Source organism: Agathobaculum sp. NTUH-O15-33 (assembly GCF_033193315.1).
Lineage (GTDB): Bacteria > Bacillota > Clostridia > Oscillospirales > Butyricicoccaceae > Agathobaculum > Agathobaculum faecihominis_A.
This window is the reverse complement of sequence record NZ_CP136187.1, coordinates 728455-751711: the sequence shown is the minus strand read 5'-3', so window position 1 is coordinate 751711 and position 23257 is coordinate 728455. Positions and strand designations below refer to the sequence as shown.

The following is a 23257-nucleotide window of genomic DNA, read 5'->3' as shown; positions in this document are numbered from 1 at the left end:
TTTCAGCCCTCCTCAAATTGCGTTAGAGCGGCATAGTCGTAGTACAAATTCATGCCCCCCGTGTGTAAAAACACCACGCGGCCATCCGCCGGGAACGCGCCCCGGCGGACCAGCTCGGTCAAACCGTAGAGCGCCTTGCCCGAATAGACCGGATCGGTGAGCACGCCCTCGGTCCGCGCCAAGCGGCACATCGCGCGATATTGCTCGCCGCACGGCTTGGCATAGCCAGCCCCGGCATAGCCTTCGACGCACTGTACCGCCTCGTCGGGCACGGGCGGCAAATCCAGAAACTTTGCCAGCTCCCCGCACTGCGCCAGAACAGAGACGCGCATCTCCGCTTCGCTTTTCCCGGTCACGCCGACGCCGATCACCCGCGTTCGACAGCCCAGCCGGTGCAGGCCGACGATCAGCCCCGCCTGCGTGCCGCCCAAACCGCAAGGGCATACGATAGCGGCCGGCGTGTCCGCGCCCCATTGCGCGGCAAGCTCTTCCGCCGCCCGCACATAACCGCAGCAGCCCAGCGCGCCCGCGCCGCCGCGCGGCATAAAGTAAACGCTGTCGCCCCTTGCCCGCGCGTCCTCCCGGAGCCTTTGCGCCAGCGGCATGCTTTCCACCGGACCGGAGGGCGGCGCGGTCGTCGTTTCCACCGCGTCCGCCCCGGCCAAAGAATACAGCGCGCGTTCTGGCGACCGCGCAAAGCGGTAGGCGGGGTCGCCCCACGCCTCCATGACGAGCGACGCGCGCATGCCTTCCCGCCTCGCCAGCAGCAGCACGATCTCGTTATGGCAGCACTGGTTCGTGCTCGCCGTGATGATCGTGTCCGCGCCGGCGCGCACGGCGTCCTCCATCAAATAATCCAGCTTGCGCAGCTTGTTGCCACCGAACGGAAGCAGATCGTCGCGCTTGATCCAAATTTCCGGACCGCCGAGCGCTTCCGAAAAGCGCGGCAGCTTTTGCAGCGGCGTCGGCTGTTCGACATACCCCCGCCGTGGGATCGAGGTAAACTCCATATCGCAGCTCCTTTCTCATTATTGTCATGTCTGTCATGACAATAATGTATCACCGCTTCCCCCGTCCCGTCAAGCCCCTCTAAACAAAAAAGAAGCGGTGCATTCCCAAAAAACGCACCGCTTTTTTGTTAATTCTGCTCAGCCGCCATCCGCTCGTCCAATTCATCGACCAGCTCGGCGATATGCCGCCGCGTTTCCTCCAGCGCGGCCTGTTCATCGCGCGCCACCAGCGCCTTATAGATCCGTTCATGGCGCAGGGCCAGCACATCGAGGGTTTTTTCGGAATACTGCGTGCCGAAGTGCGTCCATTCGCGGATATTGCACTGATCCCAAAGGCGCAGCAGCATTTCATTCGGTGAAACGCGCATGATCCGTCCGTGGAAATCCACATCGTACCGAATGTATTGGTCAAAGTCGCGCACCGCGGCGGCCTTTTCCATGCCGTCCAAGCTCTCCTTGACGCGCACGAGCTGCTCATCGGTGATCAGGCGGCAGGCGTCCTGCGTGCCGAGCTGCTCCAGACACATGCGCACCAAATAGGAATCGCGCACGTCCTTGCGGGTGATCTTACGCACAAACGATCCCTGATACGGTATGTTTTCAATTAAACCGACGATCTCCAGTTCGCGGATCGCTTCCCGCACCGGCGACTGGGACACGCCTAAATCCTTGGCCCAGCGGGTCTCCACGATACGGTCCCCCGGCTGCAATTCTCCGGAAAAAATGGCTCCGCGGATCGCTTCCTTGATCTCATCACGGTACAGCGCGCGTTTTTTGATTGGCTGGATTGACTCCATACGAATTTTATCTCCTCGTCGCAGAAAAAAGGAATCGGATTCCTGTTTTTACAGTCATATTGTATTTATTTTATGCCGGTACCGCGGGCTTGTCAACGCGAAAAAAGCTTTATTCCATGTTTTTGTCACATTTGTTGACAAAATGTCCCGATCTGCCGCCGTTTTTTTCATTTAATCGGACCGCTTCGATCTCCATGGAGCGGTCCACCGCCTTGCACATGTCGTAGATCGTCAGCGCGGCCACGGACGCGGCGGTCAGCGCTTCCATTTCTATGCCGGTTTTCCAAGTGCAGCGCAGCGTGGCGGTCACGCGCACGCGGGTCGGGTCCAGCACCTCAAATTCCACGGTCACGCCGTCGATCGGTATCGGATGGCACATGGGAATTAGCTCGAACGTGCGCTTTGCCGCCATAATGCCCGCGATGCGCGCACAGGAAAATACATCGCCCTTTTCGATCCGCCCGGCGCAGATCAGCCGCAGCGTTTCCGGCTGCATGACGATCTCGGCCTGCGCCCGCGCCATGCGCGCCGAAACAGCCTTTTCTCCCACATCGACCATGCGCGCCGCGCCGTTTTCATCCAAGTGCGTCAGGTTCATGCCGCCGCCTCCTATTTGCAATGTCCGCTTTTTATTTTAATATAATCGATTATATATAATGTTTGCTCCGCTGTCAACCGGCCGCTATAAAATGGCGGGCATAAATTTTAAAGGCCCTTGCGGCGCGCCCTTTCTTTTTATGATATACTAACGAACGAGGTGAGGCTACATGCAAAGCGGACGGCTTTTTGAAATAATCTATGTTTTGCTGGAACGCGGCGGCGCGACCGTGTCCGAGCTGGCGGAGCGTCTGGAGGTATCCGAGCGCACTGTGCGCCGCGATATTGACGCGCTCTCCGCTTCCGGCGTGCCCGTATATGCCGCGCGCGGGCGCAACGGCGGCGTGCGCCTGCTGGATGATTTTGTGCTCAGCCGCTCGCTGCTTTCCGAGCGCGAACAGGACGAGATCCTCTACGCGCTGCAAAGCCTGCGCGCGACCGGGGTGGATGTCGGCGCGAACGTTTTGAGCCGCCTGAACGGTCTGTTCCGCCGCGGCACGACGGACTGGATCGACGTGGACTTTTCCAGCTGGGGCAGCGGCGCGGCGGATAAGCAGCTTTTTCCACTGCTCCGTCAGGCGGTGCTCGACCGCCGCGTGCTGTGCTTTGATTACTATGCGTCCACCGGCGCCAGTTCGCACCGCACCGTCGAGCCGATGAAGCTGCGCTTTAAGGGCATGGGCTGGTACTTGCAGGCGTTTTGCCGCGACCGGTATGATTACCGCACGTTCCGCCTGTCGCGCATGGAGAACCTGACGCTCGCGGCGGATACCTTTGCCCCGCGCCCCGCGCCGCCCGAGTTAGGCGCTGAAACGCAAGCCGTACCGATGGAGCACTTGACCATTCGCTTCGATCCCGCCCTTGCGTTTCGAGTATATGATGAATTTGACCGCGCGCAGATCGAAAAGCAGCCGGACGGGTCGCTCGTCGTGCGCGCGGTATGGCCGGCCGGCTTCTGGGGCTGCGGTTATCTGCTCAGCTACGGCGCGGGCGCGGAGGTGCTTTCTCCCCCGTCGATGCGCGACCGCATGCGTGAGGAAGCCGCAAAGCTCTCGGAAAAATACCGTTAAATCCGGTCACGCCCTGTCCGCTTTTGTGGGGTAAGATAAAACCATGAAAGCGGAAAGGATGAATACTATGAATTACGAGATCGTTACACTGCCCGAACGCCGCATCGTCGGCCTTGCTACCCGCGCCGCAAATAACGCGGCGGACTGCGCGGAAAAGATCGGCAAGCTTTGGGCCGACTTTATGGGCGGCGGCGCCTACGGACAGCTGGAGCCTTCCAGCGAGAACGCCATGGTATACGGCGCTTACACCAACTACAACTGGGAGGAAATGAGCTACGATGTGATCGCGGGCTGCGAAAGCGACACCTGTCCGGCGGGCTTTACCGAAGTTGTGATCCCCGCGGGCAAGTACGCCAAATTCAGCTTCCATGGCGACGTACGCGAATCGACCGCAAAAGCTTGGGATGAAATTTGGAAGATCAAGCTGCCGCGCGCCTTCGGCGTCGACTTTGAAGAATACGTCTCCTGCGGCGACAGCATGGAGGGCGATATCAACATTTACATCGGCCTCGCGGACATCTGCCAATGCTGCGGCATGCCGATGACCAAGGACGCCGACTACGGCACCGAGGCGGACGGCGCCAAGAGCGCGGACTACTGCTGCTACTGCTACCAAAAGGGCGCGTTCACCGCCGACTGCACGATGGAGGAAATGATTGAAATCTGCCTGAACGTAGAGGGCAGCGAAGCCCTTTATACCAATAAGGAAGCGGCCCGCCTGCAAATGCTCGAATACTTTCCTACGCTTAAGCGCTGGAAGAAATAAGCGGCCTACCATAAACCGCCCCCGCGCCGGTACTCCTATACCGGCGCGGGGGCGGTTTGCCGCGTTACTTTGCGGCCCGGAACGAATCGCCGGCCACAAATTCCGTTCTGCACAAAATGCGCTGAAAGGGCATGCCCGGCTGCGTGATGCGCTTGAGCAAACGCTCCACCGCGCAAACCGCCTGTTCCTCCACAAAATTGTCCACAGTCGCAAGCGTGGGCGTGCAAAGCTGCGCGAGATCGCTGTTGTCAAAACCGATCACGCCGACATCCTCGGGCACCCGCCGCCCGTTATATTGCAGGGCCTTAATTACGCTCATCGCGATCCTGTCGTTCGCGCAAACGAACGCTTCGGGCAGGGCGGGCAGCGCGTGGATCATCTGCGCCGCCTGCTCCACGTTGCCAAAATCAGCGTAATCGATATCGAGCAGGCAGGTCTTGCTATCCACGACGATGCCGTACCGCTCCGCGATCGCCGAAAAGGCCATCCAGCGTTCAAAAAAGCCCTGATCCGGCCGAATCGGCCCGATAAAGCCCGCCCGCTTGCAGCCTTCTTTACACAGATGCCGCGCGATCATCTCCATGCCGGAAATATTGTCCTCCAGCACGCTGTCCACCTGAATGCCCGGCACATAAAAACCCGCGCAGAGGATGGGCAGCGCCAGCCCCTTAATCTTTTCCACCAGTTCCCGGCCAATATCGGCCACCATGATAATGCCGGAAATATCATTTGCCGCGCAAAGCTCCTCAATGGTCTCAAGCGGATAGGTCTCCACATTATTGATCGTGATCGTGGGGCAGCAGCGCTCTTTCAGGCAGTATTCAATTTTGTTTTGCAGCCTGCCGAAAAAATACGTGTCCGTATTGTTTGCGTAGGTGGTGAGCACGCAGATATGGGGCATTTCCGTCCGCCGTTTTTTCCCGTTATACCCCATTTCCTCCGCAACGCGCAAAACCGTTTGCCGCGTCGTTTCCGAGATGCCCGGCATGTCCCGTAAAACCAGCGATATCGTGTTTTGCGACAGGCCCAGTCGATCGGACAGATCTTTTAATGTTACTCGCTTAGCCATGATTCTCACTTTCCTATATCTAAAACAGCCTGTAAGGATATTTTTTACTGTTTATATTTGTTTTTAGTGTATCAAAACTATGTGGAAAAGTAAAGAGAAAAGGGTCGGTGTGCCGCTTGCACACCGACCCTTGCCGCAGAGGAAAGAAAAAAGAGAAGAGAATTGCTGCATATCGGGCAGGTTCAGGGAAGCAGCTTGAAATCGGGCATAAACCCAAAGAAGCGATAGCCTTGAAACGCTTCTCCAAATCGGCATCCCGCCTGATAGCCCCGGAAACGGCCCACTACCTCAATGTTCTCCAAATAGCGGGGATCGTACGCGAGCTGGCTTTCATACGCCATAAACGCATGTACCTTTTTATCCTGCACGTCCGTGATATCCACATACTGCTCCGGCATAAAGCCCACGCCGCCGGCGGGCTCCATAAAGAACACCTGTGGCATTTCCTCCATCGGTTCCTCTTCGACCGGAATGTTTTTGAATGGCAGGGAGATCAGCGCCTTTGTCACGCCCATGCCCACCATGCCATGATCGTTCGAGCCGTCCTGCGGCGTGTGCGTGATGATGACGCGCGGACGCACCTTGCGGATCGCCGCGACCAGATCGAGCCGCAGCTGCACGGAGTCGATCATCATATCATCCTCGTAATTATAAAACATGGGCTCGTTCGCGCCCAAGCGGCGGCAAGCCTCGCGCTGCTCCTCGCGGCGCACCCGCGTCAGCTCCTCCGGCGAGAGCGTGTGGCTGCCCTTGTTGCCGTTGGTGACGACAAGCACCGTTACCTCGTCCCCGCGCTCAATGTATTTCCGGAGCGTGCCTCCGCAGTAGATTTCCGCGTCGTCCATATGGGCGACGATCGCCATGACTTTCATCGTGTCAAACGCTCCTTTCTCAGTAATGCTGGTTACTTCTTCGCCGCCGCGGCCGCCTTTTCCATCTGTGCGTTCAAATCGGCCTCGAACGTCTCGACGTTGGAGGCATCCACGATCTGCGTGGAGGTATAGATGGTGCTGTCCACCGTGCCGCCGTCCAGCAGGGTCTGCAGCGCTTCGACGCCCTTAAAGCCCATCTCGATCGGCTTCTGCGCAAGGCTCGCGCCCAGCTTGCCGTCCTTGATCGACTTGAGCGCGTCCGGCGAACCGTCAAAGCCGATGATGAAAATCTCGTCGGTCTTCTGCTGTCCTTCCACGGCCTGATACGCGCCGAGCGCCATCTCATCGTTGGTGCAATAAATGATCTTGACATCGGGCGTGGATTCCATGATGTTCTCCGCCACGTTGACCGCCTTGCCGCGTTCGGAATCCGCGGGCTGCTCGGTGACGACCTCAAACCCCTTGGCGGTGACCGTGTCGCGCATACCACCCGCGCGCGCGTCGTGCGAGGGCAGACCGGCGAGGCCGCGGATGACCGCGATCTTGCAGGGTTCAAAATTATCCACAATGTATTGGCCCACCATTTCGCCGGCCGCGTATTCCGAGCTGCCGATAAAGGTGGCGCGCAGGTCACGGTTCTCCTCGTCCAGATCCATATCGATCAGAACGACCGGAATGCCGCTTTCCTTGCACTTTTCAAGCGCGGGCAGCACGGCCTTGGTATCGCACGGGGCTAAGACCAGACCGTTCGCACCGGCGGTGATCTGATCCTCGATCATGGCGATCTGACCGGTGACGTCGGCCTCGTTCGTGGGCGCGGTGATGGTTACATCCATGCCGAAATCCGAGCCGCCGTTGATCACGCCGGACTCGATCATATGCCAGTAATCGCTGTTGAGCGACATCAGGATCGCGGAAACGTTCTTTCCGCCCTCAGCCGGACCGCCATCCGCAGACGCTTCGCCCTTTGCGTCGGGCGCGCCGCCGCAGCCGGCGAGCACCCCCATCAGCAGCGCGGATGCCGTCAGCATCGAAAGTAAGCCTTTGCCCTTTTTCATGTTTCTTCCTCCTTCATCATCTGAGCGTTTCTGCTTATATGGAGTCTACCCTGCACGCCGCTCCGTTTTGAGCAATGCTGCAGTGGCAGGCTTCAACCAGTTTGACGGCGCGCAGACCGACCAGACCGTCGTTCAGGGCGGGCAGGCCTTTTTCCAGCGCATCGTACATGTGCAGGTGCATCGCGTAGTAGCCCCATTTTTTCTCAAACGGCAGCTTGGTGTACTCGTTCGCCTCGATCACCTTGGACAGGCCCGGACAATAGCGGTAGCTGTCCAGCTCCTCCGTGATGACCGACTGATGATCGCCCACGACCTGCACCCGCTCGAACGGGAAGATCCACGAGGCGTGGCCGCAGGTGGTGATCGCGCCTAGGCCGCCGCTTTTGAATTTGAGCTGAATGACAAAATCATCGTCCACCGGGTAGCAGGCCGACTTACTCAGCGCCGCAACGCTTTCCAGCTCGCCCATCAGGTATTCGGCCATATCGAGAAAGTGGATGGTCGTATCGTACAGGAAGCCGCCCAGATTTTGAAAATCCGCCGCCCAGATCGAGCCTTCGCCGCCCATATCGCCGTCGTTCTGGATGATGTTGATATTGTGCGGATGGTACGCTTGCTGCGACACGCTCTGCTTCGCGGCCAGATAGACCGGCGCGAAGCGGCGGTTATGGCCGACGAACAGGCGCTTTCCTGCGGCCTTTGCCGCGTCCACCATGGCCTGCGCGTCCCGCACGCTGGTCGCCATGGGCTTTTCGGAAAACACGTTGATCCCCGCCGAGAGCAGACGGACTGCCACCTGTGCGTGCAGCTTATTGGGCACGCAGACAAAAGCCAGATCGATCTCCTTGGAGCAGAGCGCGTCCATATCGGTGACCGGCTCCGCCCCCCACTCCGCGGCGAGCTTTTCCGCCCGCTCCGCCACGGTATCGAACACATATTTTACCTCGGCCCGGCCGGTGGAGCCTATGATGCCGCCATGGATTCTGCCCATCGCGCCGGAACCGATAATCGCTGCTTTCAGCATATTGATCGCCGCCTTTTCATTATTTTGCCGCCTTTGCGGGGCTTAGCTTTTTCACACGCGCAAAACCGCCGTTTCTCACCACGTCGATGAATACGGACAGGATGATCACGCCGCCAAGAATGACCGTCTGCATATCGGGCGTAATGCCGAGCAGATTCAGGCCGTTGCGCAGCACCGCGATGAGCAGAACGCCCACAAACGTGCCGCTGATCGAGCCCTTACCGCCGAAGAACGAGGCGCCGCCGACGATGACCGCCGCGATCGCGTCATTCTCCCAAGTGACGCCCGCCATTGGATAGACCGCGTCGACACGGCCGGCAAGGATCAGGCCCGCAAGGCCGCACATCAGGCCGCTGAGCGTATAGACCGCGCACAGGGTAAAATCGATATTGATACCGGCCAGCCTCGCCGTGTCGCGGTTGCCGCCGACCGCGTAAATATGGCGGCCGAGCTTGCTGCTGGAAAAGAAAACGCCGAAGATCACATAGATGACCAGCACGATGATCAGGCTGACCGGGATGGGGCCAATATAGGCCGAGCCCGCCCATTTGACCATGTCCGGCATGCCGGAGATCGGCGTGCCCATGGTCAGCAGCAGACAGATGCCGCGGAAAATGTTCTGCGTGCCCATCGTCGAAATAAACGGATGCGGCAGGCGCAGCTTGGTCAGGATAATGCCGTTGATCCAGCCGAGGAACGCGCCTGTTAAAATACAAATCAGGATACAGAGGAACGGCGAAACGCCGGCCTCCACCGCGCGGCCCATGACAACCATGGCGAGCGCCATGGTGGAACCGACCGAAAGATCGATGCCGCCCGTCAGGATGGCCAGCATCAAACTGATGGCTACCAGCGCGCTGCTGGCCGCCTGCCGGATGATGTTGATGAAGTTATTGACGGTCAAAAAGCTGTTGGTCTTGATCGTCAAAAAGAGCATGAGCAGCAGCAACGCGACCAGCGGACCGCTTTTCGCGAGTATTTCCTTTGCTTTCTGCACCGGCGTCGTCTTGGGTTCGCCCATGGCAGATGCTGTCGACTTGTCCATTAGATCTTACCTCCCGTTCCAAGCACCATCAGTTTTTCCTGCGTCATATCCTCCGAACGCGGAACATAACCGGTTTGCCTGCCCTCGTACATGACCAGCACATTGTCGCTCATGCCGAGGATCTCCTGCATCTCCGAAGAGACCATGATGATCGCCGCGCCCTGCTCGGCTAATTTGTTGATGATAGAGTAAATCTCCACCTTCGCGCCCACGTCGACGCCCTTGGTCGGCTCGTCGAAAATATACACGTGCGCATCGGCCATGACCCACTTTTCAATGACGATCTTCTGTTGGTTGCCGCCCGAAAAGTTCATTGCGTTTTTATGGATATGCAGCGGGCGAAGCTTCATTTTTTCGCCGTATTCCAGTGTTTTGCGCTCCCGCTTATCCCGCCGCAGCAGGCGCAGCGGGCCTTTGAAATTGTCCAGCGTGGGCAGCGTCACATTTTCCACCACGTCATGGATGAGGATGAGCCCCTCTTCCTTTCGGTTCTCGGAGATCAGCACCACGCCGTGCTCGATCGCTTCGCGCGGGTTGCGAATCTGCACTTCCTTGCCGTTCAGCTCGATGCGCCCCGCGCTGAGCGGATCGGCGCCGAACAGGCCCCGCATGGTCTCGGTGCGCCCCGCGCCGATCAGGCCGAACACGCCGAGAATCTCGCCGCTGTGGACAGAAAACGAAATATCTCGAAACTTTTCGCCGCTTAAATGCTCCACGCGGAGCACCTCATCGCCGATCACGGCGTGGCGCTCGGGATACTTTTCCTCCAAGCTGCGGCCCACCATCATATGGATGATCTGCTCCTCGTCTGCTTGCTCGATCGGAAGCGTCTGGCCGACCTTTTTGCCGTCCTTCAGCACCGTCACCACATCGCCGACCTTTTGCGCCTCGTCCAGCTTATGGGTGATGAACAGGATCGAGATGCCCTCGGCTTTGAGCTGCATCATCAGCTTCAGCAGGCCGTCGATCTCGCGGCGGCTGAGCGAGGCCGTGGGTTCGTCCATAATAATCAGCTTGGCCTTGCGCTGCAAAGCCTTTGCGATCTCTACCATCTGCTTTTGGCCCATGCCCAGTTTTTCGCAGATGGTGTAGGGATCGACCGTGCTGCCCACCTTGGTCAGATATTCTTTGGCCTGCCGGTATTCTTCCTTCCAGTCGATCAGGCCGTTTTTGAGAATCTCGCTGCCCACAAACATGTTTTCAATCACATTCAGGCACTGGATATTGCTCAGTTCCTGATACATCACGGCAATGCCGAGATCGTAGGCTTCGCGGATGCTGTTGGTATGTACCGGCTCCCCTTTCCAAATCAGCGAGCCTTCGTTCGGTTTTACCACGCCGATGATACTCTTGATCAGCGTGGACTTTCCCGCGCCGTTTTCCCCGAGCAGAATGTGGATTTCCCCCTCGTGAATGGTCAGATCGACATGATCCAAGGCCAATACGCCCGGAAACTGCTTGGTCAGGCCCGTGATCTCCAGCAAAGGCCTGCGCTCCGTCACTGTGCTCATCCTGCGCTGCACTCCCTTTCTTCCATCCGTGGGCGGTAGCTCTTTGTTACACGCCCGTGATCTCTCTGAGGTATTCGCGTGCCATTTTCATAAAGTGAAGCGTCTTGGGGCTGGGCAGGTATTGCTCCGCCTCCACCATCATCCAGCCCTCGTATCCCTTATCGGAAAGAATCTGCATGATGGGCCGGTAATCCATGCCGCCGTCGCCGGGCACGGTGAAGATACCACATTTGACGGACGAGTTGAAATCGATCTTGTAATCGCGCACCACATCGAGCACCAGCTCGCGGATATTCTTTAAATGCACGTAAGCGATACGGTCGGCAAAGTCCGTAAAGAATTTTTCCAGATTGACGCCGCAGTAATGCAGGTGGCCGGTATCGGCCAGCAGATAGACCAATTCGGGATCGGTATTGTCGCACAGACGCTTTGTTTCGTCATAGGTCTCGCAGCAGGTACCGGTATGCACGTGGTAAACCAGCTTCATGCCCAAACTTTTTACAAACGCGCCGGCTTCATTCAGTCCTTCGGTAAACAGCTTCCAGCCCGCGTCGTCCAGCTTTTGCACGCCCTTTTTCGCACGGTACTCGCGCGGGTCCCAGCAGTTCGAGCCCGTGCCCTCCGCCGCGACGACGACCTCGCAGCCGCAGTCCTTCAAAAAGCGCGCCTTTTGCTGAAACAGCTCCATATATTCATCCCGCAGTTCCGGGCAGCCGAACATGGTATCGCACCAACCGCTTGTCAGCACAAGGCCGCGCTTACCTAGCTCAGTCTTCATGACTTCGGGGTCCTTAGGGAATTTGCGGCCCAGCTCAATGCCGACAAAGCCCGCCGCCGCCGCCTGATCGACGATATCCTCAAACGAGTATTCATCGCCGAGATCCATCATGTCGTCGTTGCACCAGCAAATCGGATGCGCGCCGAACTTGACGTTTTCAAAAAGTTTTTTCACGGTAGAAACACCTCATATCTAATGTTAAATTTGTTGTTTAAACTATATTATATAACATTAGAAAAGTCAATATGCTTTTTGCAAAAACGTCAGTTCCGCCTTCTCCTAACGTATTTTATTGTGAATTATGTACATATAAGTCCTGCTACCGAAAAATATATCACATTATTTATTGTTGAAATACACCAATAGCCTATCTACGCCAAACCGATTGAATATTTTTTAACGTTAAATTTCAAACACCTCCCGCCCCTATCCAAACGCAAAAAAACAGCTCCTGCTTTTTAGGCAGGAGCTGTTCTTAGTCGGAAGCTGTTTTTTATTTTCTTGTCTGTACCGGAAAACGTTCCGCGAACGACACGGGCTGGGCGAACAAATAGCCCTGCGAGTAGTCGACGCCGCTTTTTTTCACGATGCGCTGAATCTCCTCGGTCTCTACAAATTCCGCCACCGTTTTGATGTGCAGCTGACGGGCCAGAAAAATCACCGTGCGCAGCAGCACCATGCTCTTCGGGCTATAGGTCAATTCCCGGATGATGCCGCCGTCTATCTTGATATAGTCAGGTTCGATATTGACGACCTCGGCCAGCGTGGAATAACCGGTGCCGAAATCATCGATCGCCAGCTTGCTGCCGGCGGCGTGCAGCTTTGTCACGAACTCCCGCAGTTCTTCGGAGGCCACGCAATCCTCCGTTTCCACAAATTCGACCGTTAGGTGGTCGGGGTGCGGAAAACGCTGCAAACGGGCGAAAAACCATTCCCGAAATTCCTTGGAAACAATATCGTGCATGGAAACGTTGATCGCGACCTCTTCCGGCCGGTTTTGAAAATCCTCCAGCACCTTGGCGATCATCATTTGGCTCAGCGAGGAATAGAGGTGGTACTTTTTTGCGATCTCCATAAAGGCCGCTGGCACATACACCTGCCCGTCCTCGTCCACAATGCGCATGAGCGCTTCGTACTTTGTCAGCGCCCCTTCGCGGTTATCGCGTATCCCCTGATAGTACGGCACCACGCCGCCGTTCGAGATTGCGCGGTTGAGCAGCTCAATCACGCGCAGCTCCTCCGCGTAGGATACATCCTGCGCCATCTTGCTGTCGCATACGAGGAAGTGGGACTGGATATCCTTAGTCGCCTGCAAGGCGTTCAGACCGCTTTCCAGCGGATTTTGCTGTCCTAGAACCAAAATAAACCGGGCCAGCTGCGACAGGCCGGTCTTCTCCGATTTATAGAAACGGAAATGCTTGTATATCTTTTGCACGATATGGCGGAAACGCGCCTCCGAAACAGCCTCGCTCCCCGCGAGGAAAAAGGTATTCTGGTTGACGCTGTACAGGCTGGCGTCATCCGCGTAGCCGCGCGCCTTCATGAACTGAAGCACCGCGTCGACGATCTCTCTGGAATTTTGTATGTACGCTTCGACGCCCGCATAGGCCACCAGCACATCGTAATTTTCCACCCGGATCATGCATACCTTGTCAAAGCCTTGCTTCTTATCGTCCTCTTTATATTGCAGCACATTGGGCAGACTGAACCGGTCGTCCACATAAAGGCGCCGGCCGGCCTCTTGACGCTGGCGGATGAGCTCTTCCATCAGGCTGCGGTTTTCCGCGCTCATGGTCTCCTTCTGCCGGGTCAGGGCAAAACGCACCATGGCGGAATCGTCCTCGATATTGGCCAGATCGTCGAACACCGAAATATCCGGCAGGACAAAGCGTTCGTTTTCCGCGGTTCCCGCGATCACGCACGAACCGTTGAACAGCTCGTTCCGCGTGCCGTCGAACCCGATTTCCCCCATCACGAACGCGCCGGACACGTGGTATTCGGCAAGCGGCAGCAGCTCCCATTTGGAGGCATTCTGCATGTACATCTTGCGGAACAGGCAGCTGTACACAAAAATGCGCTCGACCGGCTGCTTCATGATATTTTGGCACAGCTCATAGCAGTCGTGCACACACTTGGACGGCCCGGTGTAGCCGATGCGAAAGCGCGTGCCCGCGGGAAGCTTGCTAAAATAGGTGGATAGGCATTTTTCGTCTTCATCATACCGGGTGACGCGCGAGGCGTCGCCGTGCCCCTCGAGTACGATCGGAAAACGCACCAGATGGTCGTTGTCCGCAATGCTTCGCCAATCGCTGAACGAACGCATTTCTTCGATGCCAAGGTAGCGGAACAGCCACCGGTCGGCCGGTTCGTTCTCGATTGTACGGATCAGGCAGCCGTCGGTCTCGGTGATTGTGAACACCGGGCTGATCGGTTCCTGCGAGGTATTGATGCCGACAAAGCTGACCGCCCGCTCGCCGGTCACGGCGAAAGCGACCGCGCTGTTTTCCAGCGCGCCTTGCTCGGTAAACACAAAGCCGGGCGTACCGTCCCGCATCAGGTCGCCCGCCATGCCGCCCGCCAAACGGATCAGCGGCGACAGGCTGTTTATCTCTTCGATAAACGCATGGACGTCGGCGTACCGGTCGGAAAACAGCAGGTGCACGGTCTGGCTGCCCACGCCGGAAAAGGCGCGGTGCACCTCCGCGGCGAGCGCCGCGGAGGTTTTGCCCGCAAAGGAAAACACCTCGGTATGGATGGCAAGGTGGTCGTACCGCTCGATGAGCACCATGGTCGCGCCCTCGTACTGCTTGCCGCAGAAAACAATGCCCGCGGCGGTGGAGCCGATCAGGTGCGCGCGGGGCAGCAAACGCTTGATCTCCCGCGCCGTGCGCACGGCCTCGTTTTTCCCCATTCCGGCGGTGAAAATCTTGACAAGGCACTCCGTATCCCGGTCAAAGCGCCGCGCGTCCAGCAGTGCTGCAAAGTCTTCGGGCCCTGTATATAGCGTATCAAAACCGATCATGTAGAGATCCTTTCCGCGCCGTCAATGTGTCTCAGAAAACGGCACGCGAACGCGTCGCGCTGCACGTATCCTGTATAGTTGTATCATATAATACATCGTTCCAAATTTCAACACAATTTATGGAAAGGCCCATAAATAACCCGCGCAGCGGTCCATGGCAAGCGCCGCCACGGCGTTTATTCTTCCAGCAGGCACACGCAATGCGCCGCGATGCCTTCCTTTGCGCCGGTAAAGCCCAGTCCCTCCTCGGTGGTCGCCTTGACCGATATGCGCGACACGTCACAGCCGAGCGCGGCGGCAAGGTTCTGCCGCATCTGCCCGATGTGGGGGGCCAGCTTGGGCGCCTGCGCCAGCACGGTGACGTCCAGATTGCCTAAGCGGCAGCCGCGCTCGTTCAGCATGGCGGCCACCCGGCGCAGCAGCGCGATGCTGTCCGCCCCGCGGTAACGCTCGTCCGTATCGGGAAAATGCTTGCCGATATCGCCCAGCGCGAGCGCGCCGAGCAACGCGTCCATCACCGCATGGGTCAGCACATCGGCGTCCGAATGGCCGAGCAAGCCCTTTTCGTACGGAATCTGCACGCCGCCCATCACAAGCGCGCGGCCGGATACCAGCCGGTGCACATCGTAACCATGTCCGATCCTCACAGGCCTTCCCTCCCTTCAAGCAGCGCCTCGGCAAGGAGCAGGTCCTCCGGCGTGGTAATCTTGATGTTGTCATAGTCGCCCTCGGTCGCGCGCACCTGCGCGCCGAGCGCCTCCACCGCGGCGCAATCGTCGGTATAGATTCGCCCCTCGCGGGCGGCTGTGTTCAGCGCGCGCTCCAACAGCTCGCGGCGGAATACCTGCGGCGTTTGCGCGGCGCAGATACGCTCGCGCGGTACGTCGGCCTCGATGAAGCCGTCCCGGATGCGTTTGACGCTGTCCTTCATCGGGACCACCGGCGCCGCGCCGCCGCAAGCGGCGGCCGCCTCTACCGCAAGCGTGATGACGCGGTCCGACACCAGCGGGCGCGCGCCGTCGTGCACCGCCACCAGCTCGGTGCCCTCCGGGCAGTTTGCCACGCCGGCCAGCGTGGACGAGGTGCGGCTGTCCCCGCCGCGCAGCACGGTGGACAGCTTGTCCACGCCGAAGCCGCGCGCCAGCTCGCTGTAAGGCACGATATCCTGCTCGCGGCAGACCAGCACGATGCTGGTCACCGCCGCGCAGTTTTGAAAGGCCAAAAGCGTGTGCGCCAGCACCGGTATGCCGCCCAAATCGAGCAGCAGCTTATTTTCGCCGCCCATCCGGCTGGATGAACCCGCCGCCACGATTACCGCGCACACCTGCGGCTGCGCCCGTTTTTTTCGTTTTCCAAACATCTTGTACCTCCGTCAAAAAGGGCTCTGCACCACGAACATGCAAAGCCCCCTTTACTATCTTTTACTCGTTATGGAATGCAAAGTTTTTCATTGATCAGCTGCCCGGCTTCCTCCGGGGTCTTGTTCAGCGCGAACGCGACCTCGGACACGATGATCTGCCTCGATGAAGCGAGCATTTTCTTTTCGCCCGTGGACAGGCCGCGTTCCCGCTCGCGCTCGGCCAGATTTTTGACAACCTGCCCCACTTCGAGCAGATCGCCCGAACGGATGCGCAGCATATTTTCGCGGTAGCGCTGGTTCCAGCCCTTGTCCTCGCTGCGCGCAAGGGCCTCCAGCTGGGACAGCAGCCGCGTCGCTTCCTGTTTGGAACAAACCGGGCGTATGCCCAGCTGTTCGCTGTTGTTGACGGGCAAAAACAGCACGACATTGTCCAGCGGCAGCTTCAGGGCATAATACTGCGCCTTTTCACCGTCGATCGTGCGTTCGACGATGTCCTCAATGACGCCCGCGCCGTGCAGGGGATGTACGATCTTGTCGCCGATCCGAAACATGAATCCTCCGATCCCGTCTGTTTTATGTTGTTATTTCTATTTTACACCGGCACCGGCCTTTTGGCAAGGCTTTTCCCCGCCTGTACGGACACGGCGATACCGATGAGCAGCAGCCAAACGCCGCCGCCAATTCGCGCCAGACCAAGGCCGAGCGCGAGCACCGCCAACGCGGCGGCCAGCGCGATGCCGCGCCGCGCGCGCGGCAGCCTTCCGTCCAGCAGATGCGCCAGCGCCATACCGCCGTCCAGCGGCGGCATGGGCAGCAGATTGAACAGGCCCAGCAGCACGCTTGCGCCCGCGAGCACATACGCCCCCGCCGCCATGGCCGCTGCCGCGAGCAAAAAGCTTGCCGCCGGCCCCGCCAAACAAACCGCCGCGCGGGCGCAGCGCCCCTCGGGCAGGCGGCAGCGCATCACCGCGCCGCAGGCGGTGAGCGTCAGCCGGTCCAGACGGCCGCCCGCAAGGTACAGCGTCAGCGCGTGCCCCAATTCGTGCAGCGCGGCGGCCAGCAGGAACAGCGGCAGCACGCCCGCCCCGTCGGCCAAGTGCAGGGCCGCCAGCGTGACGAAAAAAACCGTCGCGCACCTCCAAACGGCCCAGTCTCACGCGGCGGTCAGGTAGCTCGTCGGGTCAAGCGCGGCCCCATCCTTCCAAAGCTCCAAATGCAGGTGCGGGCCGGTCGCGTTGCCGGTCTGCCCGACACGGGCGATCTCCTGCCCGCAGGTAAACGTATCGCCCACCTTGGCGGAAATGCTGCTGCAATGGGCGTAGAGCGTGGAAAAGCCGTCCGCGTGGTCCATGATCAAATACTTGCCGTAGCTCGATTCGCCAACCTCGCGCACCGTGCCGTCCGCGAACGCGCCGATCGGCACGCCTTCGTCCGCCGCGATATCCAGCCCGTAATGGAAGCCGGGCTGTCCCGTGATCGGGCTGAGCCGGCTGCCGAAGGACGAGGTAAGCGTGCCGTCCGCCGGCTGCTTGTGCTCGAACTTCATGGGATACACCGTTTCATCCACAGTGTCGGGAAACAGGGTCTGTTCCCGCCCCAAAATGTCGTCCGCGCCGCCGGAGGACGCCGCGTAATCCGCTTTGTCGGTTTTGTCCGTTTTGCCCGCCCCCGTATCGGCGCCGGTCTGGGCGGAAAACACGTTTTCAGCACCCTCGTCCTTCTCCGCGCCGCCCAGCGCCTCCAGCACGTGCTCCATCCCAAAACCGCCGAATACCTCCGCCGCTTTTTCCCGCGCAGAACGCGCAAATGGCGTATCGGCATATTTCAGCACAAATAAGCCAATAATGAGCAGCATGCAGATCAGCAGACCCTTGCCGCCACCTCCGCCATGCTTACGCACCGGCCTTCTGCCCGTCATGCGCACCGCCTCCTTTCACACGGTAAATCTTATGCGCGGACAGGGGCAAACATGCCCCCATCGCGCACGTCGGTCGCTGGACCGCCCGCCCAATGCAGGGCGCGATAGCAAACTTTTTAAAATTTTTCCGATTTCCCGAATAAAACCCTTGACTTTCTGGCAGAGTATACTGTATAATAACTCTTGCAGTTTAGCAAAAAAGTTGATATAGCCGGATTGTGTAAAGGTAGCACGACAGACTCTGACTCTGTTTGTGAGGGTTCGAATCCTTCTCCGGCTGCCAAAGATGAAACCGTCTCATTCGAGGCGGTTTTTGCTTTCCCCCTCCGCACGCTTTTTCTCCCGCCGCCATAGTTTGGAATAGCATGCAATTCGGGAGGAAAAACTATGGAGATCCTATCAGCGCTTCTGCTGAGCATCTCGGCAAACCTTGATAACCTGTTTCTCGGTATGTCCTTTGGCATACAAAACCGGCGCATCACACTGGGCTGCAACATATTGATCGGCCTGTTTTCCGCCGTGGCGACGTTTCTGTGCTGCGGCGCGGCCTCGTTTCTGCTCGGCTGGGGGCGGTTGACGCACGTGCTGGGCGGCTTACTGATCATCGCGCTCGGCGTGCGCGCCATGCTGGAACCCGAGCCGGAAACGCCGGAGGAAGGCGCGGCGCGGGGCCGCCTGTCGATACGCGACGCCGTTCTGCTCGGCGCGGCGCTCGCGGCCAACTGCATCGGCCTTTCGTTCGGCGCGGGGCTTGCCGGCGTGCCGCCGGTTTGGGCCGGGGTCGCCGTCGGCGCGGCCAGCGTTCTGACCGTCGGCCTTGGCAACGCGCTTGGCTTGCGGGCCGGCCTGCTCGTCAGCGGAAAGCGATTGAACCGTCTTTCCGGCCTGCTGATGCTGGTCCTCGGCGCCGCACAGATCGTGCTGTGACACAAAAACACGATAATCCGCAAATTCACACAGTTTTCACCCCGCTGCGAGCCGGTTTTTTGAACATTAAATAGCTGGAAATAGGCCGCAAAAAAAAGTATAATAATAACCGTAGGAAAATGACCAAATCAGGAGGTTCATATGGTAAGAAACGATCTGCGCAATATTGCGATCATTGCGCACGTTGACCACGGCAAGACGACGCTGGTCGATCAAATGCTCAAGCAAGCAGGCGCGTTCCGCGAGAATCAGGTAGTGGAAGAGCGCGTGATGGACTCGGGCGATATCGAACGCGAGCGCGGCATCACAATTTTAGCAAAAAACACCTCCGTCCATTATAAGGACGTCAAGATCAATATTGTAGACACCCCCGGCCACGCCGACTTTTCCGGCGAGGTTGAACGCATCCTAAAAATGGTGGACGGCGTCGTTCTGCTGGTGGACGCGGCCGAGGGCCCGATGCCCCAGACCCGCTTCGTGCTGCAAAAGGCGCTGGAGTTCGGCCACAAGATCATCATCGCGGTCAACAAGATCGACCGACCGGACGCGCGCCTGAACGAAATCGGCGACGAAGTGCTCGAGCTGCTCCTGAACCTCGACGCGACCGACGAGCAGCTTGACAGCCCCATCGTCTACTGCTCGGGCCGCGCGGGCACGGCGTCGATGAGCCCGAACGTGGAGGGCGAGGATCTGACCCCCTTGTTTGAGCAGATCCTTGAGCACATCCCCGCCCCGCAGGTCGATACGGACGGCCCGGCGCAGATGCTGGTCTCCTCCATCGATTACAACGAATATGTCGGCCGTATCGGCATCGGCCGTATCGAGCGCGGCTCGATGAAAGTCGGACAAACCGTCACCGTGTGCGATTACCACGGCGCAACAAAGCCCTACAACGCCAAGGTCGTCACGCTTTACACGATCGAGGACCTGCAGCGCCAGCCCGCCGAGGAAGCCCGCGCGGGCGAGATCGTCTGCTTCTCCGGCATTGAGAACGTAACGATCGGCGAAACGCTGTGCGACCCCGAGCACGTGGAGCCGCTGCCCTTTGTCAAGATCTCCGAGCCGACGGTCGAAATGACCTTCTCGGTAAACGATTCCCCCTTCGCCGGACGCGAAGGCAAGTTCGTCACCTCGCGCCACCTGCGCGAGCGCCTGTTCCGCGAGCTTTTGAAGGATGTTTCGCTGCGTGTCAACGAAACCGACACGACCGACGCGTTCCGCGTATGCGGACGCGGCGAGATGCACCTTTCCATCCTGATCGAAAACCTGCGCCGCGAAGGCTATGAATTTCAGGTGGGCGCGCCCAAGGCGCTGTTCCGCGAGATCGACGGCGTCAAGTGCGAGCCGATCGAGCGCATGATTGCCGACGTACCGCAGGAAGCGGTCGGCTCGGTCATGGAAAAGATGGGCTCCCGCAAGGGCGAATTGATCTCGATGAACCCCAAGGGCTCCGACCGTATGCGTATGGAGTTTCTGGTTCCGGCGCGCGGCCTGTTCGGCTACCGCACGGAATTTTTGACCGATACCAAGGGCGAAGGCGTGCTGTCCTCCGTCTTCCACAGCTATCAGCCGTACAAGGGCGATGTGTCCAAGCGCTCGACCGGCTCGCTGATCGCGTTTGAGTCCGGCGAATCCATCACCTACGGCCTGTATAACGCGCAGGAGCGCGGCACGCTGTTCATCGGCGCGGGCACGCCCGTGTACGAAGGCATGGTCATCGGCGAAAACCCGAGGGGCGAGGACATGGCCGTGAACATCTGCAAGAAAAAGCAGCTGACGAACACCCGCGCCTCCGGTTCGGACGACGCGCTGCGCCTGATCCCGCCGCGCCAGATGTCGATCGAGGCCGCGCTTGAGTTCCTCGGCGACGACGAGCTGCTTGAAATCACGCCGCAATCGGTGCGAATCCGCAAAAAGATCCTATCCAACACCGAGCGCCTGAAAAAGGTCAAGGGCGGCAAAAAGTAATCCAGTTAATTTTATTACAAAAGGAGATTGTTTTTCCATGGCTATCAAAAACGTAATTTACACCGATATGGCTCCCGAAGCAGTCGGCCCGTACTCGCAGGCGATCGAAGCCGGCGGCATGGTGTTCACCTCCGGTCAGGTACCGATCGATCCCAAGGTGGGCAAGATTGTCGCCACCACCATTGAGGAGCAGACCGCGCAGGTGATGTACAACCTGAAGGTCGTTCTCGCGCAGGCGGGCGTCGGCTTGGACCGCGTCATCAAAACCACCTGCTTTCTCGCGGACATGAACGACTTCGCCGCTTTCAACGGCGTTTACGCCCAGTACTTCCCGGAAAAGGCGCCCGCTCGTTCCTGCGTGCAGGTAGCGGCCCTTCCCCTCGGCGCCAAGGTCGAGGTCGAAGTAATCGCGATTAAGGTGTGACGTGACGGATATCCGCCCCGGCCGGTACCGGCACTTCAAGGGCAATGAATACGAAGTGCTGGGGCTTGCCCGGCATTCGGAGACGAGGGAACCCATGGTGATCTACCGCGCGCTGTACGGCGAGCGCGGCCTATGGGTCCGTCCCGCCGCCATGTGGAGCGAAACGGTCGACCGCGACGGTTATCACGGCCCCCGCTTTACTTATATCGGTGAATAGAAAACTGTTGCAAAGCGAAGAATGCTACCAATTTTGTCATTCTGAGGAGCGAAGCGACGAAGAATCTCGTGCCAACGCGCGGAAGTTACGCTGGGAACGCGCGTTCGCGCGAGATTCTTCACTTCGTTCAGAATGACATTTGGGTACTCTTCTATTTTGCAACAGTTTTTTTACAGCCTTTTTCTATCGATTGTAGCGAATCGTGTTTTCACAGAGTATTACAGGTGAAAGGAGGGTGAGGGAATTGGAGAACAAAACCGCCGAACAGCTCGTTCAGGCCTACGGCGATATGGTCTACCGGCTGGCGTACGCGCAAACGCGCGCCCGGAGCGATGCGGACGATATTTTTCAAGAGGTGTTTTTGCGCGTGGTGCGCAAGCGCCCGCAGTTTGAAAGCGCGGCGCATGAAAAGGCGTGGCTGCTGCGCGTGACGATCAACTGTACCAAAAGCCATTTCTTGCGCGCGCGGCTGCTGCTTGCTGCGCCGCTTGACGATCAGATCGCTTTTACCGACCCGGAAAACCAAGGTCTGGACGAAGCGCTCGGCAAGCTGCCGGCCAAATACCGCGCGGTGATCCATTTATTTTACTACGAGGGATATTCCGCGGAAGAGATCGCGGGAATGCTTGGCGAAAAGCCCTCGACCGTGCGCACGCGGCTCACCCGCGCCCGCTATAAGCTACGTGATATTCTGAAAGGAGACGCCGAGGATGTTTCAAGAACGCTACCGCAAAATGAATGAGGAGATCGCCCCGGCGGGCGAACTGCTCGCCGCCACCGCCGCGAAAATGCATAGCGCGCAAAAAAACCGCCCCGCGCGAAGGATGCGCCGTACGATCGCCATTGCAGCCGCGGCCGCGCTGGTCATCGGCTGCGGCACGCCCGCGCTGGCGGCGAATGTGCCCGGCGTATACGAAACGCTCTATCTCCTCTCCCCCGCGACCGCGCAGTTTTTCATGCCGGTGAACGAGGTATCGGAATCGAGCGGCGTTAAAATGGAGGTCGTTTCCGCCTATGTGCGCGGCGACACCGCGGGCGTGTATCTCACCATGCAAGACCTGACCGGCGAGCGCTTCAACGGTTCGCTCGACCTGTACGACAGCTATTCGCTGCACTATCCGGCGCGCACCGGGCAGATGAGCGGCTGCTCGCTCGTCGCATACGATGACGAGACCAAGACCGCGACCTTCCTGATCGAGATCACCAATATGGACGGCGAAGTATTTGGGGGAAGCAAGTACACCTTTTCCGTTCGCCAGCTCTTGACCGGCCAGCGGGAGCAAACGGATGTCGCCATCTTAGACGGGCTGGACGAGGTACCGCTCGACCCGCCCACCGAGCAGCAGTATGTGAACGGCGCGAGCACGCCGGACGCCACGGTCGACATCCCCGACACTTACGATTTCTTAAAGCCGCAGGCGGCGCTCTGGCAGAGCGAGGACAGCGTTTTCTCCCTCTCCGCCCTTGGCTACCGGGGCGGCAAGCTGCACGCGCTGTACGCCACCACGGGCCGCCTTGCGCATGATAACCACGGCTGGTTCCAGCTCACCGCCCCGGACGGAACCGAGGTTTCGCCGGCCATGACCCTGATGTATCAAACGGACGGAGATGATACGCAGTACAGCGAATACATCTACGACGTATCCTACCTCGATCTGCCCGCCTGCAAGCTGACCGGCAGCCTGTATACCGCGGACACGATGATCGAGGGCGACTGGCGCGTCACCTTCCGCTTGCCGCACGGCGCATGACGCTAAAAATATACGGCCCGAGCGGGTCCGGCTCATGAAGCAGCCGAACCCGCCCGGACCGTTTTAATTTCAG

The 23257-nt window shown here is 58.9% G+C and carries 24 protein-coding genes and 1 tRNA gene; 9 read left to right on the top strand and 16 right to left on the bottom strand.

The features are described 5' to 3' along the window. Positions 1 to 2 precede the first annotated feature (2 nt). The 3 genes from RWV98_RS03990 to moaC all read right to left on the bottom strand — a co-directional run bounded on the left by RWV98_RS03990 (position 3) and on the right by moaC (position 2405). Positions 3 to 1010: a pyridoxal-phosphate dependent enzyme gene (locus RWV98_RS03990; RefSeq protein WP_317863915.1), complete on the bottom strand. Its 1008-nt coding sequence runs from the start codon at positions 1008 to 1010 to the stop codon at positions 3 to 5. A 128-nt stretch (positions 1011 to 1138) separates the two neighbouring features. After that, positions 1139 to 1807: a GntR family transcriptional regulator gene (locus tag RWV98_RS03985; protein ID WP_280962017.1), complete on the bottom strand. Its 669-nt coding sequence runs from the start codon at positions 1805 to 1807 to the stop codon at positions 1139 to 1141. A 109-nt stretch (positions 1808 to 1916) separates the two neighbouring features. Next, positions 1917 to 2405 (bottom strand): cyclic pyranopterin monophosphate synthase MoaC, encoded by a 489-nt coding sequence (gene moaC / locus RWV98_RS03980; protein ID WP_317863913.1) that lies wholly within the window; start codon positions 2403 to 2405, stop codon positions 1917 to 1919. Positions 2406 to 2574: 169 nt separating this feature from the next. On the opposite strand from moaC, the gene RWV98_RS03975 reads away from it, so the two are divergent. Together RWV98_RS03975 and RWV98_RS03970 are read left to right on the top strand one after the other, a co-directional pair. Continuing rightward, positions 2575 to 3474: a helix-turn-helix transcriptional regulator gene (locus RWV98_RS03975; protein ID WP_317863911.1), complete on the top strand. Its 900-nt coding sequence runs from the start codon at positions 2575 to 2577 to the stop codon at positions 3472 to 3474. Between the two features lie 67 nt (positions 3475 to 3541). Continuing rightward, positions 3542 to 4240 (top strand): zinc ribbon domain-containing protein, encoded by a 699-nt coding sequence (locus RWV98_RS03970; RefSeq protein ID WP_317863909.1) that lies wholly within the window; start codon positions 3542 to 3544, stop codon positions 4238 to 4240. 64 nt (positions 4241 to 4304) lie between these two features. Here the strand turns inward: RWV98_RS03970 and RWV98_RS03965 are convergent, their stop codons facing one another. From RWV98_RS03965 to RWV98_RS03905, 13 genes are all read right to left on the bottom strand, one after another. Next, positions 4305 to 5309, bottom strand: a complete 1005-nt coding sequence (locus tag RWV98_RS03965) for a LacI family DNA-binding transcriptional regulator (protein WP_317863907.1) — start codon at positions 5307 to 5309, stop codon at positions 4305 to 4307. Positions 5310 to 5491: 182 nt separating this feature from the next. Continuing rightward, positions 5492 to 6181: a PIG-L deacetylase family protein gene (locus RWV98_RS03960; RefSeq protein WP_317863905.1), complete on the bottom strand. Its 690-nt coding sequence runs from the start codon at positions 6179 to 6181 to the stop codon at positions 5492 to 5494. A 32-nt stretch (positions 6182 to 6213) separates the two neighbouring features. Then, positions 6214 to 7239, bottom strand: coding sequence for a sugar ABC transporter substrate-binding protein (locus RWV98_RS03955; RefSeq protein ID WP_317863903.1), 1026 nt, complete (start codon positions 7237 to 7239; stop codon positions 6214 to 6216). A gap of 34 nt (positions 7240 to 7273) precedes the next feature. Further along, a complete protein-coding gene (locus RWV98_RS03950; protein ID WP_317863901.1) occupies positions 7274 to 8263 on the bottom strand; it encodes a Gfo/Idh/MocA family protein in 990 nt (329 codons plus the stop codon). Positions 8264 to 8282: 19 nt separating this feature from the next. Further along, on the bottom strand, positions 8283 to 9308 hold the full coding sequence (locus RWV98_RS03945; protein WP_280962010.1) for an ABC transporter permease: 1026 nt from the start codon (positions 9306 to 9308) through the stop codon (positions 8283 to 8285). Next, positions 9308 to 10819 (bottom strand): sugar ABC transporter ATP-binding protein, encoded by a 1512-nt coding sequence (locus RWV98_RS03940; protein WP_280962009.1) that lies wholly within the window; start codon positions 10817 to 10819, stop codon positions 9308 to 9310. Before RWV98_RS03940 ends, RWV98_RS03945 begins: the two co-directional genes overlap by 1 nt. A gap of 46 nt (positions 10820 to 10865) precedes the next feature. After that, the gene (gene iolE / locus RWV98_RS03935; protein ID WP_317863899.1) at positions 10866 to 11771 is read right to left on the bottom strand and encodes a myo-inosose-2 dehydratase; all 906 of its coding nucleotides are present in this window, start codon (positions 11769 to 11771) and stop codon (positions 10866 to 10868) included. 319 nt (positions 11772 to 12090) lie between these two features. Continuing rightward, on the bottom strand, positions 12091 to 14619 hold the full coding sequence (locus tag RWV98_RS03930) for a bifunctional diguanylate cyclase/phosphodiesterase (RefSeq protein WP_317863897.1): 2529 nt from the start codon (positions 14617 to 14619) through the stop codon (positions 12091 to 12093). A gap of 176 nt (positions 14620 to 14795) precedes the next feature. Continuing rightward, positions 14796 to 15266: a 2-C-methyl-D-erythritol 2,4-cyclodiphosphate synthase gene (gene ispF, locus RWV98_RS03925; protein WP_317863895.1), complete on the bottom strand. Its 471-nt coding sequence runs from the start codon at positions 15264 to 15266 to the stop codon at positions 14796 to 14798. Next, positions 15263 to 15979, bottom strand: a complete 717-nt coding sequence (gene ispD, locus RWV98_RS03920; protein ID WP_317863894.1) for a 2-C-methyl-D-erythritol 4-phosphate cytidylyltransferase — start codon at positions 15977 to 15979, stop codon at positions 15263 to 15265. Before ispD ends, ispF begins: the two co-directional genes overlap by 4 nt. A 68-nt stretch (positions 15980 to 16047) precedes the next feature. Continuing rightward, entirely contained in the window at positions 16048 to 16530 is a 483-nt protein-coding gene (locus RWV98_RS03915; RefSeq protein ID WP_280962005.1) for a CarD family transcriptional regulator, read from the bottom strand. A gap of 41 nt (positions 16531 to 16571) precedes the next feature. Then, positions 16572 to 17081, bottom strand: a complete 510-nt coding sequence (locus tag RWV98_RS03910; RefSeq protein ID WP_442872117.1) for a M50 family metallopeptidase — start codon at positions 17079 to 17081, stop codon at positions 16572 to 16574. Positions 17082 to 17132: 51 nt separating this feature from the next. Then, positions 17133 to 17897, bottom strand: a complete 765-nt coding sequence (locus RWV98_RS03905; RefSeq protein WP_317863891.1) for a M23 family metallopeptidase — start codon at positions 17895 to 17897, stop codon at positions 17133 to 17135. A 209-nt stretch (positions 17898 to 18106) separates the two neighbouring features. Between RWV98_RS03905 and RWV98_RS03900 the strand changes: the two genes are divergently transcribed. The 7 genes from RWV98_RS03900 (at position 18107) to RWV98_RS03870 (ending at position 23184) form a co-directional block, all read left to right on the top strand. Next, positions 18107 to 18180 (top strand) — tRNA-Gln (locus RWV98_RS03900). Positions 18181 to 18284: 104 nt separating this feature from the next. Then, a complete protein-coding gene (locus RWV98_RS03895; protein ID WP_280962002.1) occupies positions 18285 to 18824 on the top strand; it encodes a hypothetical protein in 540 nt (179 codons plus the stop codon). A gap of 141 nt (positions 18825 to 18965) precedes the next feature. Beyond that, complete coding sequence (typA, locus tag RWV98_RS03890; RefSeq protein WP_280962001.1) at positions 18966 to 20792, top strand: translational GTPase TypA; 1827 nt, start codon at positions 18966 to 18968, stop codon at positions 20790 to 20792. Between the two features lie 37 nt (positions 20793 to 20829). Continuing rightward, positions 20830 to 21216 carry a RidA family protein gene (locus tag RWV98_RS03885; RefSeq protein WP_305147422.1) on the top strand — a complete coding sequence of 129 codons (387 nt, stop codon included), beginning with the start codon at positions 20830 to 20832 and terminating at the stop codon, positions 21214 to 21216. A 1-nt stretch (position 21217) separates the two neighbouring features. Next, on the top strand, positions 21218 to 21433 hold the full coding sequence (locus RWV98_RS03880) for a DUF1653 domain-containing protein (RefSeq protein WP_317863888.1): 216 nt from the start codon (positions 21218 to 21220) through the stop codon (positions 21431 to 21433). A gap of 235 nt (positions 21434 to 21668) precedes the next feature. Continuing rightward, entirely contained in the window at positions 21669 to 22175 is a 507-nt protein-coding gene (locus tag RWV98_RS03875; RefSeq protein ID WP_419195999.1) for an RNA polymerase sigma factor, read from the top strand. After that, complete coding sequence (locus tag RWV98_RS03870; protein ID WP_317863886.1) at positions 22144 to 23184, top strand: DUF4179 domain-containing protein; 1041 nt, start codon at positions 22144 to 22146, stop codon at positions 23182 to 23184. The genes RWV98_RS03875 and RWV98_RS03870 overlap by 32 nt, the downstream gene beginning before the upstream one ends. Positions 23185 to 23257 lie beyond the last annotated feature (73 nt).